Here is a 10,756-nt window from a genome sequence, read left to right as displayed (position 1 = left end):
TGATTAACTCAGCCCTGCTGGGTCATTTTGTATGGCTTAGTCTAAACTCCAGTAGCAAGACTAACTGCATTATCCTCTACTTCAGCAAAAAGGTACTTGTTACAACTTGGATTTTGACAAAAGCCACTACACTGTGACCAAAGTTTACGAGCTATATTGGTTGGTATACTCTTTCGGATCATAATTGTTCCCTCATTTCCGATGATCATCCAGGAAGAATTTTATTTTAAAATTTAGCCTAGAGTATCAAATTTAGCAGAGTCAGGATTCAACGTCAAAACTGATGATGTGCAGTAGGAATCACTATTTATTAGACAGAAATTTTCCATGTATTAGAATAAACAATTCAGTGGTAGAAAGCACTATAGTTAATTATAGATTTTTGCTAACCGATAATTTCCACTTTTCCACCTCCAACCTTAACCTTTCATTCTCCATCCGTAGCGCCAATATTTCATTCTTCTGCAATTCAATTAATGACTTTTGACTAATTACCTCACCAAAGGCTTTTTTCCGGTTTTCAATACCAAACCATCTTTGATAGGTTTTTGTATGTTCATCAACAGTATGACCTAAATTGTCTGCTGCGGCTTTGATGGGTATTCCCTGGAGATGCGCTCGAATCGCGCAAGCATGACGCAAATCGTAGGGTTGAAACTCAATTCCCACTTTTCTAAACCATCTGGATATATCTCTCCGCATCCAATTAATATTTTGCACAGATGCAATTTTTGTCACCTTTTTTTCTAAAATCTTTAATGGTTTGGGATTTTGTAAATCGAATAATTCTATCCATTCTGGTACAAAGGGGATAACTTCTCGATATCCAGTTTTTGTATTTTTATTGACTTTCCAAGTATGGTCTATATTTTGAGGACACATCCACCAATTAATATCTGGCTCGACAAATAATTCCCTTGGTCTTAACCCAAAGGTTGCCAACATTCCATATACCCAACGCCACATTTCCCAGGTGTCTATTTCATCAGTGATATTTGTATTTTTGCGATTGAGCGCGAATTTTTCAAATAGGTCAAAAGAAGATACTATTTTATCATTATCAGGTATTTCTCGATGGGCAGGAGTGACATGATCCCGTGTCACATCAAGTATAAATCCCAACTGAAAGGTTTTAATAAAAACAGAACTTACCGCAATTAATTCATTTTTTTTATTTCCCTGAAATGAATTAATAATTTCCTCAAAATTATTTTTTGTTGACAAAGTTGTTAAAGGAAAGTTTCTTTTAAGGACGGATATATAGTTAGCAAAAGTATTTTGACTGGTTATAGTTTTCTGACGGGTTTGATAATATTTTTCATCAAATGTATCTAATAATTCCCCAATAGTTTTTATCTCTTGCTTCTCTCTAGATTTAATTCCTAAATACTTCTCATTCCACTCGAAAGTATGGCGAGCGATTAATTTACCCAACTCGTAACTTTCCTCGATCGCAGTTTTCAGTCCCTCTAAATTTGCTGGTATCCCTAGAGACAAGTCATACTGCTTTTTTTCCTTACCTAAGCTGCAATCGCCTGGTTTTAACGGTAGGGTAGCTCGTAACTGTAGAGAATTGCCAGTTTGTTTAATGCTAACTTTAACTCTATCTCTTTTTAAATTACTATTAGCTTCGACTAACTTCTGCTCAAAAACTGCTTGATACTGTAGTTCTGTTGCTTTAATTTTCGCCATTGTTCCTTTGTAGCTACCGTCTGTGGTGTTGTGCGGCTCAAAATCTGCAAAAATATCGGCGAACAAATCCCTTGAGTCTGCGTTTGCATCCTCATGTGTAGATGGGGGATATGTCTGCGATATGAAATTGTGGCGATCGCAATTACCCTGGTTTTGATTTTGCCCGCTCATTCCCTAAATATTCCCTTATTTATAAGCTGAAATGGTGAAAATAAAATGTTATTGTTGAGCAAAATCACTTTACGCAACAAGTTACTCACGAACATTTTTACCATACCACTAGTTGCCACAGCAGTTATATGGTGCCTGGTGGTGTGATGTGCGCCCCCACTCTTACAGACATTACCCGCGCTTGGGCGATTCTTGAATATTTCCGTACTAATTGGTTAGAACCAGTGTGGTTAGGTTGTTCTTTAGAACGCTACGAACAAATCCAAACTTATGATGACTTTAGAGACTGGTTGGATGAAGACCGAAATCATCGAGATTCCGACTTAGGTTTTTATTGGCGGATGGGTTTAGACATCGGTTTAGATAGATATGGCGCTGGTGTTGGTAAATATGTCACTTGGGGATATTTAGCCCATGAAGATAAATACCAAAAGCCGACTATCGAAGGACGAAATGCGGCGATGATTATGAAAAGTGGAGTGTACGACAGCTTTGCAGACACTCACGTTTTAATGGATCAGTCATTTACCCGCGAGAATACCACTCACTCTTGGTACGATGAAGGGACAGAGGATATTCACCCTAGCGATCGCACCACTAAACCCACTGCAATCAATACCAAAGACTTCGATAACGCCTACTCTTGGTCGAGTGCAGTCCTTCACAAAGACTTCGGACGCTTGGAAACCGGCCCCTTAGCGCGGCAATTAGTAGCTGGTGGTCAACATGGCGAATCTTGGCAACACTACGACCCCTTCATCCTCGATGTCTTCAAAAGGATGGGTGGTGCTAGTATTCATGTGCGTCAGCTAGCACGAGTTCACGAACTTGTCAAGTTATATCGTCAAGCTGAACACTGTTTGCGCGAATTCAAATTAAACGACCCTTGGTATATCAAACCCAAAGAAAAAGATGGACGCGGTTGGGGTGCAACGGAAGCAGCACGCGGTTCCTTATCTCACTGGGTGGAAATAGAGGGCGGTAAGATTAAGAACTACCAAGTTATTGCCCCAGGTACATGGAATATTGGCCCTCGTGACGGTGAAGGAATCCGCGGCCCCATTGAAGAAGCGTTAATTGGCACACCCATTTACGATTCTAGCGATCCGGTGGAAGTTGGTCATGTGGCGCGATCGTTTGATTCATGTTTGGTATGTACAGTTCACGCCCATGATGCTAAGACTGGTGAAGAGTTAGCGCGTTTTCGTACCGCTTAAAATATGCTAATTTCTAATAGCTAATGGCTAATTATTTTTTAGTTAGTCATTAGCTATGTTTTTTACTATGTTAGATATTATGCCATGATTAGAAATAGCTATGGCATGAGGGAAAAGTTTATGACTATAACTATAGAAGCTGTTTATGAACAGGGTGTACTGAGGTTATTACAGCCGATTCCATTAGCCGAAGGAACTCGTGTTGAAGTCACTGTGATTTCAACTGAGGCTAAACCTCAAAACAAAACTCCTAGAGAGATTTTGGCACAAATTGCAGCCATGCCCTTAGAAGTAAGCAATGATAAATTTTCTGGTCGAGATCATGACACTATTCTTTATCCTCCCCATAGTGCAACATGATCTTTGTAGATACCAGCGCCTGGTTTGCTAGTATTGTTCCTTCCGATACTGAGCATCAGGCAGCGTCTTCATGGGTTAATCAAAATATTCAGCCATTGCTAACAACAGATTACGTTGTTGATGAAACCTTAACCCTTTTGAGAACCCGTGGAGAAACGTTGAGGGCAATCAGCCTAGGAGAGGCATTCTTTTCAGATAATCTGACGACCATTTATTACCTGACAGAAGAGGATATTCAACAAACTTGGCAGATTTTCCGTCAGTTCTCAGATAAAAACTGGAGTTTCACGGACTGTGCCAGTCGGGTTGTGATGAATAAACTCCATTTAACTCAGGCATTCACTTTTGATCATCACTTTCGTCAATTTGGGTTCGTGAATGTTGTACCTTGAGAGTTGCGCGATCGCGTAGCGTGCCGGAGGCAATCGCATTTGTTACTTCAGCGTTCGCATTTGTTATTTCGGCGTTCGCATTTGTTACTTTGGCGTTCGCATTTGTTACTTCAGCGTTCGCATTTGTTACTTCGGCGATCGCATTTGTTACTTCAGCGTTCGCATTTGTTACTTCGGCGTTCGCATTTGTTACTTCGGCGTTCGCATTTGTTACTTCAGCGTTCGCATTTGCTATTTCGGCGTTCGCTGCTGCTTATTGCGTTCATCCACTTGACAAAATGTTGATTGCAGAGGTTCAGATAGAAGAAATGACGCTTGCGATCGCCGATTCAATGTTTAATAAGTACGACATTTCCCTACTTTGGGCAGCAAAATCGCAAGACTTCACCATCTTAAAACTTACTAGATTGCTCATTGACTTGACTCAATTAACCTCTAGAAGCAATAGTAAAAAACAAATTTATCAACGCCTTACCAAAAAATAGCCAATCTAACCAAAATACGATGTGAAGAATTGCTATCACCCAAAATACAACTTGATAAGAAACTTTGCTGCTTTTGTGATGTAGCTTCTGTTGAGCAACAAATGCACCTAACCAACCACCCATAAATTCGCATAGATGTAAAGTATTTTCTTGCGTTCTCCATCGTCCTTGTTGTGCGCGAGACTTATCATCGGCATATAGCCTAAAGGTAATGAAACTCATGACAGGATAAAGAATTAGCGGAATTGAGTTGCCAGTTGTTAGTGCAAGATGGATTGAACCTAACCCCGGTAGTAAAGATAGAAGTAATGTCTTTAATGCTAATGATGTAGATTTGTCTACAGTTCTGGATATAGACTTCTTTGGTGCAGCAGAAGGTGAGGACTTTGATGTAACTCCTTTGATTGAAGCATTAAAAGCGCGTACATTGCCATCTTTACTAGCTGTCAGTTGATAACAAACAAAATCACCAACTTGGGGACGACGGTTAACGTCTTTCAATGCTGTAATGTGTAGAAAGACTTCTTGACTACCATCATCGGGTTGTATGAAACCAAACCCGCGATCGTCCTTTCATGTGATTAGTTGCCCTTTATGTAAAGCAGGTTTCATGAACAAATCATATATTTATATTTATCTTATAGTGTGCCCTTATCTACACAAATAGACAACACCAAAAATGCGTAGGCGTAGCCCGTCGGAGACATCGCTCCACCAACTCTTTTAACTTAGTAAAAATCTGGTGATAACTAACGGACTATTCCCAATGTCTTATATTCAAAACTCGTAGCGTAACACACTAAAACTTATAGAAATAGTGGGTTAGGCTTGCGTTAATGCATTTGCATAAACAGCAATTTACACGGTAAGCTTGTGTCTGATTTAGCGCTACATAATTATCTCCCTCGCGTTCCCGATGCAGCATTGCAAGAATACATAGAATGGTGTGTTTTAGAGCAGGCTAAAGCCGCAGAATGTAACTTTACTCCAGATAGAAGTAAGTTAGATAATTTGTCACCAGAAGACTATGTTCCTAAACTTGTCGAGCAGTTCATGAAAGTTAAACCAGACCCAATTAAAGCTGGTTTGGTAGCTGCGATCGCTGGCAAAGAAGCTGACAAACATGCTTTATCTGGTTTAGCGATCGCTGCTGATTTTGTATCTCTTTATGTCAAGTATTTAATTCCTAAAGAGGGAAGTACTAAAGAACAGGCTGAAGAGATATTAACTCAAGCATCACAACATCAGTATGAGAAACTGACTGAAGTTGCCAAGAAACATGGTGTAGAGTTATAGTTTCCTGCTGAGAAATTATTTTTCAGAGGCTTTGTCTGTCTCATAAGTCAGAGCCTCCTATTTTGCAGATTATGGCAATAACTCAAAATAATCACAGTGTCTCGGACAAACAAAACCAAAGTCACGACGGTCAAGCGTCAAGATACGAGTGATGTTGTCTCTCTCTGCAAGTGCAATAATCGTTGCATCTGTAAAGTCAAGCTGACTATCAGCATACTGTTCCAGAATTTCATTAACTCGCTCTAAATCTTTAAAGTGAATTGATTCCAGTCGAATATCACTAGCAGCAAGTTCAACCAAAAAGTGACGCATTAGTTGATGTCCCAGTCTAGACGAAATTAGGTAACAAACTTCGGGAAGAACAGAGGTTGGTAAAATTAATGATTCACTCAACGTCTTTGCGACAGTAAAAACACGAGAGTGATTGCGGTCGCTCTTGTTAGTAAGTGCAAATAAGAAACTTGTATCCAGGATTGCTGTCATGTACGATCATCTGCTTTAAGACCCCAACCACGTACAGAATCAATCTCATTTTTTAATATATCTTCATCTTGTTCTGAGACATCAGTTTCCGCTGAAGCTCCTAATCCTGCAATAGACATTAGAAAAGAAGACCCATGATTGTTTACTTCTTTTTGTCTTGTCGATTTATATTGAAGATATTCAACAAAGCTTGCTAGCTCAATTAATTTTTCATCTGGGAGAGCATTAATTGCCTCAATTAATGTCTGTCTATTTGTAGTCAAAGTATCCATACGCTTGCCAAAAGGAAAGAATTACTTTGACTTATTGTACTTTATGCGATCGCGCTGGTGACGGCTGAAGACATTGGCGTACAAAAAATGCTAACTATTATTGGTTGCGGCAATCTCAATCGCAATGACGACGCTGTAGGCGTAATCATTGCCCAACGCTTACAAAAATATCTAGCTGAAAACCCTCATCCTTATGTGCGAGTTTATGACTGTGGCACCGCAGGGATGGAAGTAATGTTTCAAGCTAGAGGTAGTAAAAAATTAGTAATTATTGATGCAAGTTCAACTGGTTCTGAACCGGGTGCTGTGTTTAAAGTTCCAGGAAAAGAACTGGAAGCTTTGCCAGAACCTAGTTATAACTTACACGATTTTCGTTGGGATAATGCTTTAGCCGCTGGACGGAAAATCTTTCAAAATGATTTTCCCGAAGATGTGACAGTTTATTTAATTGAAGCGGCAAATCTTGGTTTGGGACTAGAGTTAAGTCCTGTTGTCAAACATTCTGCTGATTTAGTTTTTGAAGAGGTAGCTGCACTTATCAGCCAGAATAATAAGTAAAAATTCTTAACTCCTAACTCCTAACTATTTTTTAAGCCCAATCCCGATAAACAGAAAGTTCATCTACCCTCATTTCAAAAGGTATACCTTGACTTTCTGGCGGACAAACACGGATTTTAGCACTGTTAACAATTCCATATAGCAATGTCCCCATTGGCACGATTTTTTGTAAAACACGCCAATTAATAACCTGATCGGGACATTCAATTACCAATGTCAGAGCATTGGCGTGGGTTGTGACATACCACCGACAATCAGATAGAAGATTTTGAATAGTGCGATCGCACGCATCATAAAAGTATCTGCTAATAGAATCCTCTAGCTGTTGCCGCAGTATAATATCCGCAGATGTCGGTTGTATAGGATGTGAGTCATCACCATTAAAGTAATACATCTTTCTAGCCATCTCTCTTTAGCTTCCTGCTTATATTCCAATCACCATTCCATAAAGTACATCTTTATTTGTTTCTAATAATTCTTGGGTTTCGTCATCATAATAAGCACCAATCCCACTACACTGAATTCCCAAATAATTACTAGTTAAATAAAGTCTTTGTCCGAGAAAACCAGCTATTTGCATAGCAATTTGATAATTTAAATAATCTGACACAAAAAATAAAGTTACAGCGCCATCTTTAGCAATAGCCTGATTAATACATAAGTAACCTGTCTTTTCACTAAAATTACCCGTTTTAACCAGATGTGTACCTCTATATAACCCAGGTGTCATTCCCTCTACTCGATGCACCACTGAGTAAATTTCTATTTCCTCATAGTTTTCTGTCGGTATTGACTGTTGAAGTTGTTGCACTATATATAAATAATCTTCTTGAGAAATAGCCTCTTTCCGGAAACGTCTAATAGAACGTCTATCCCAAACAGTTTGATAAAATTTATCCCGATCGAAATCAAATTGAGGATACTCTAAATTTTGCTGACGACTCTTTTGTTGAGTAGTTGCTTGATAAGCATCTTCAATAAATTGATTGGATTCAAAATAATCAGTACCAGAGACAAAAGGAACTTTTAACCTTAAGTGTCTGATTTTCTTTTCTTGTATTTCTCCTGACACCGCACAAGCAGTAATAAACTCTTTATTCTCGAATCCCAAATCAGAATTGAGCGTAAGTTTATCAAAGTCAAAAATTAGTTGTATATCTCGGTTGTGGAGAAAAGCTGAAGCTGCAACTGCACCTAAATGGTGTCCGCTATCTAAAAAGCAATATCTCATGCTTCTATTTTGATATTTCCAGCTAGACCTATAATAAACACAACTAATTAAAAAGATGAATCCGTTGATACATTTACCCGGTATAATGTAACTCTCTAACCCATCATCAATTAATTCATAGATGAGAGTTAGACAATTATTCTCAACTTCTAAATGGTATATACCATTTACTATTCCCTCAATGCCACGAATCTGTACGTAAACTTCTGTAGGATACAGAGCGCCTGCTGATGGATTTACTCTCAGTTTATAAGGGCCATCTTTATATACTTTTTCTAGTGTTATCGCACTGGTTAATGAGATAAAAGAGTGAACAGGATTATTGAGATTTAATTTCACTCTCCGATAAAACTTGGGATAAACTTTAAATGCAGATGGCTGTGTTGAAGCATCTACATAATTTGGATCGAGTTGTACCGATAAGTAAGAATGCTTGGTAGCGTCATGATAGGCTTTGCCCGATATCTGACTTGATGGCATTTTTAATTATCCTTAAGACTTCTACGTTGCTAGCAAAATCTATCGCTTTATAATCGTCTAAATTTTTTAAATATAAATTAGGATGATGTTGTAAAAGTGACTTGACAACTTCTGTCTTTCCGGCTGATGCTGCGTACATTAAAACAGTTGCACCGTTATCATTTTGGTTATTAATGTCAATGTTATGAGCCAAGAGTAAATTAATTAAATCGTAGTGATTACCAAAACAAGCAAACCATAAAGCATTGTTGCGATCGCTATTTCGAGCATTGATATCCGCACCTGCATCAATTAGCTCTTTGACGACTGCATAAACTCCCTCTCTTGTGGCTTTCATCAAAGCTGTATCGCCATTTTCTCCTGGCTGATTTAAATCGCTAAGATTATAGCCTTTTGCTATTAGCCATTGGGTTGTTGCTTCACTCAATTTTTGACTGTTGGTTCGATTCATAACTACTCCTCAGTTAACTTTTTTACTAAGAGGTTGTTTGAAAAGTGGTTGGCTGTGATTTTAGGCACTAACTGATCCCCCTAGCCCCCCTTAAAAAGGGGGGAACGGGAATCAAAGTCCCCCAATTTATCGGGGGATTTAGGGGGATCTAGAACAGTTTGCTACCAAGAAGAGGACTTTTCAAACAACCTCTAATATAAATTTGCTTGGCAAACAGAATGGTGAGGAATACTTACCATTATTGAAAAAATGTTATCCAAATTCTTTTAACTTACATATATGCTATCAATTTTATAAGTTTAAATTATGAATCATTTATAAAGAACAGCAAACATTCTTCTTAAAAAAAACTTGAAAAAGAATGGAAAAGCAGTAATTTTTACAGTTTTCTTCCATAAGATACATTAATAGCAGATATAGATGGATTTAGATCCTCGACTTCTTGAAGAAGTCGAAAATCTACACTTGGACAGTAAGTGTGTATATTTTCAAATTTACTGGCAATGATAAGAATATAAAATATTGTCTACATCTTCGATGGTAAGACTTTGGTTATCAGCTAAAGCTTTCAATCTATGGGTAATATCTTTTAGCTGCGATAAATTAAAGGAAAGTCCTAATTCATTAGCTCGGTGATTAACCGCTTGTTTTCCAGCCAATTTATGATTGATTAAAATTGACCGCGTTACACCAAAACTCCGGGGATTAATAGCTTCATAAGTCTCCGAGTTATTGAGCATAGCTTTAGTATGAATGCCAGCTTTATGACTAAAAGCACTTTCCCCAAAAACACAGTGGTTAAAAGGAATAGAAACTCCAACTTTTCTCGCAACTAATTCATGCAAGTAACCAAGTTCTTCCAAGCGATATTTAGACTTAATCTGCTCTGGATTTGTAGCATATAACCTAGCTATAAATCCAGCTAGTGAGGTAATACCATTACGTTCACCAATTCCCAAAACACAAGTGTCAATATGAGTTGCTCCCGCTTCCAGTGCTGTATAACTGTTAGCATTTGCACATTCTGTATCATTATGACCGTGAAATTCAATATCTAAATTAGTGAACTGGCGCAAAGTCTTCACTAATTCAAATACTTGCATTGGCGTAATAATTCCTACTGTATCGGCAATTCCTATGCGTTTGACAACTCCTAACTTTTCAATCTCCGAATAAATTGTAATTAAATCTTCTATGGAAGTGCGTGACGAATCCTCAGCCGAAAAGCGTAACTCAATATCGGGGGCTTGTTGATGAATAAAAGTTAAAACTTCAGATGCTAAATCAATAATTTGATTAATATTTTTACCATGACTGAACTGACGCATCAAAGAAGAACTACCAATAGTTAAATTAATCCCAGCGACGCCTGTCGCTAAAGCGACTTTAGCATCTTCTAAGTGACAGCGAATGTGAGTTAATATTTTGGATGGCAAGCCTAACCGAGACAATCGTTCACAGTCTTGTCTAGATTGAGGTGAAGCAATTGGTGACGTTAACTCTATATATTCCACTCCAAATGCAGCAAGGGCCTCAGCGATTTCGACTTTATCATCTGAAGAGAAATTGGCTTTGACGAATTGTTCACCTTCACGGAGAGTACTTTCTACAATTGCAAATTCAGATAGCGACATTGAGTAATCCCTATACTAATTCTTACTAAGGAGA

The 10,756-nt window shown here is 38.3% G+C and carries 12 protein-coding genes and 1 pseudogene; 5 read left to right on the top strand and 8 right to left on the bottom strand.

The features are described from left to right. Window positions 1-372 precede the first annotated feature (372 nt). On the bottom strand, window positions 373-1,863 hold the full coding sequence (locus ACM0OX_RS29185) for a site-specific integrase (RefSeq protein WP_414518484.1): 1,491 nt from the start codon (window positions 1,861-1,863) through the stop codon (window positions 373-375). 116 nt (window positions 1,864-1,979) lie between these two features. On the opposite strand from ACM0OX_RS29185, the pseudogene ACM0OX_RS29180 reads away from it, so the two are divergent. From ACM0OX_RS29180 to ACM0OX_RS29170, 3 genes and pseudogenes are all read left to right on the top strand, one after another. Continuing rightward, window positions 1,980-3,080: pseudogene (locus ACM0OX_RS29180) on the top strand (nickel-dependent hydrogenase large subunit); the annotation flags it as partial. A 120-nt stretch (window positions 3,081-3,200) separates the two neighbouring features. Then, entirely contained in the window at window positions 3,201-3,440 is a 240-nt protein-coding gene (locus ACM0OX_RS29175; RefSeq protein WP_114083644.1) for an antitoxin family protein, read from the top strand. After that, the gene (locus ACM0OX_RS29170) at window positions 3,437-3,832 is read left to right on the top strand and encodes a type II toxin-antitoxin system VapC family toxin (RefSeq protein ID WP_414518483.1); all 396 of its coding nucleotides are present in this window, start codon (window positions 3,437-3,439) and stop codon (window positions 3,830-3,832) included. The genes ACM0OX_RS29175 and ACM0OX_RS29170 overlap by 4 nt, the downstream gene beginning before the upstream one ends. A gap of 428 nt (window positions 3,833-4,260) precedes the next feature. Here ACM0OX_RS29170 and ACM0OX_RS29165 read toward each other — a convergent pair whose 3' ends face one another. Beyond that, on the bottom strand, window positions 4,261-4,827 hold the full coding sequence (locus ACM0OX_RS29165) for a DUF1294 domain-containing protein (RefSeq protein WP_414518487.1): 567 nt from the start codon (window positions 4,825-4,827) through the stop codon (window positions 4,261-4,263). A gap of 363 nt (window positions 4,828-5,190) precedes the next feature. On the opposite strand from ACM0OX_RS29165, the gene ACM0OX_RS29160 reads away from it, so the two are divergent. Next, window positions 5,191-5,613, top strand: coding sequence for a hypothetical protein (locus ACM0OX_RS29160; RefSeq protein WP_414518481.1), 423 nt, complete (start codon window positions 5,191-5,193; stop codon window positions 5,611-5,613). Between the two features lie 69 nt (window positions 5,614-5,682). On the opposite strand, the gene ACM0OX_RS29155 is transcribed toward ACM0OX_RS29160, so the two are convergent. Continuing rightward, on the bottom strand, window positions 5,683-6,096 hold the full coding sequence (locus ACM0OX_RS29155) for a type II toxin-antitoxin system VapC family toxin (RefSeq protein WP_414518480.1): 414 nt from the start codon (window positions 6,094-6,096) through the stop codon (window positions 5,683-5,685). Beyond that, window positions 6,093-6,368, bottom strand: a complete 276-nt coding sequence (locus tag ACM0OX_RS29150; RefSeq protein WP_118163684.1) for a DUF2281 domain-containing protein — start codon at window positions 6,366-6,368, stop codon at window positions 6,093-6,095. Before ACM0OX_RS29150 ends, ACM0OX_RS29155 begins: the two co-directional genes overlap by 4 nt. A gap of 87 nt (window positions 6,369-6,455) precedes the next feature. Here ACM0OX_RS29150 and ACM0OX_RS29145 point away from each other — a divergent pair, with 87 nt between their 5' ends. Continuing rightward, the gene (locus ACM0OX_RS29145) at window positions 6,456-6,926 is read left to right on the top strand and encodes a hydrogenase maturation protease (protein ID WP_414518486.1); all 471 of its coding nucleotides are present in this window, start codon (window positions 6,456-6,458) and stop codon (window positions 6,924-6,926) included. 31 nt (window positions 6,927-6,957) lie between these two features. Here ACM0OX_RS29145 and ACM0OX_RS29140 read toward each other — a convergent pair whose 3' ends face one another. From ACM0OX_RS29140 to lysS, 4 genes are all read right to left on the bottom strand, one after another. Continuing rightward, window positions 6,958-7,332 (bottom strand): hypothetical protein, encoded by a 375-nt coding sequence (locus tag ACM0OX_RS29140; protein ID WP_099099965.1) that lies wholly within the window; start codon window positions 7,330-7,332, stop codon window positions 6,958-6,960. A gap of 18 nt (window positions 7,333-7,350) precedes the next feature. Continuing rightward, window positions 7,351-8,637: a SagB/ThcOx family dehydrogenase gene (locus ACM0OX_RS29135; RefSeq protein WP_414518479.1), complete on the bottom strand. Its 1,287-nt coding sequence runs from the start codon at window positions 8,635-8,637 to the stop codon at window positions 7,351-7,353. Then, the gene (locus tag ACM0OX_RS29130; RefSeq protein ID WP_414518478.1) at window positions 8,600-9,088 is read right to left on the bottom strand and encodes an ankyrin repeat domain-containing protein; all 489 of its coding nucleotides are present in this window, start codon (window positions 9,086-9,088) and stop codon (window positions 8,600-8,602) included. The genes ACM0OX_RS29135 and ACM0OX_RS29130 overlap by 38 nt, the downstream gene beginning before the upstream one ends. Before the next feature lie 494 nt (window positions 9,089-9,582). Continuing rightward, window positions 9,583-10,722, bottom strand: a complete 1,140-nt coding sequence (lysS, locus tag ACM0OX_RS29125) for a homocitrate synthase (RefSeq protein ID WP_414518476.1) — start codon at window positions 10,720-10,722, stop codon at window positions 9,583-9,585. Window positions 10,723-10,756 lie beyond the last annotated feature (34 nt).

The organism is Nostoc sp. PCC 9305 (assembly GCF_963920915.1).
Taxonomy (GTDB): Bacteria; Cyanobacteriota; Cyanobacteriia; order Cyanobacteriales; family Nostocaceae; genus Nostoc.
The sequence above is the reverse complement of the archived record's forward strand: the minus strand, read 5'-3'. Positions and strand labels throughout refer to the sequence as shown.

What these genes read in the sequence shown, in the direction of transcription:
- ACM0OX_RS29185 (WP_414518484.1), bottom strand. Translation starts at nt 1,863, where the DNA reads ATGAGCGGGCAAAATCAAAACCAGGGTAATTGCGATCGCCACAATTTC.
- ACM0OX_RS29175 (WP_114083644.1), top strand. Translation starts at nt 3,201, where the DNA reads ATGACTATAACTATAGAAGCTGTTTATGAACAGGGTGTACTGAGGTTA.
- ACM0OX_RS29170 (WP_414518483.1), top strand. Translation starts at nt 3,437, where the DNA reads ATGATCTTTGTAGATACCAGCGCCTGGTTTGCTAGTATTGTTCCTTCC.
- ACM0OX_RS29155 (WP_414518480.1), bottom strand. Translation starts at nt 6,096, where the DNA reads ATGACAGCAATCCTGGATACAAGTTTCTTATTTGCACTTACTAACAAG.
- ACM0OX_RS29150 (WP_118163684.1), bottom strand. Translation starts at nt 6,368, where the DNA reads ATGGATACTTTGACTACAAATAGACAGACATTAATTGAGGCAATTAAT.
- ACM0OX_RS29145 (WP_414518486.1), top strand. Translation starts at nt 6,456, where the DNA reads ATGCTAACTATTATTGGTTGCGGCAATCTCAATCGCAATGACGACGCT.
- ACM0OX_RS29140 (WP_099099965.1), bottom strand. Translation starts at nt 7,332, where the DNA reads ATGGCTAGAAAGATGTATTACTTTAATGGTGATGACTCACATCCTATA.
- ACM0OX_RS29135 (WP_414518479.1), bottom strand. Translation starts at nt 8,637, where the DNA reads ATGCCATCAAGTCAGATATCGGGCAAAGCCTATCATGACGCTACCAAG.
- ACM0OX_RS29130 (WP_414518478.1), bottom strand. Translation starts at nt 9,088, where the DNA reads ATGAATCGAACCAACAGTCAAAAATTGAGTGAAGCAACAACCCAATGG.
- lysS (WP_414518476.1), bottom strand. Translation starts at nt 10,722, where the DNA reads ATGTCGCTATCTGAATTTGCAATTGTAGAAAGTACTCTCCGTGAAGGT.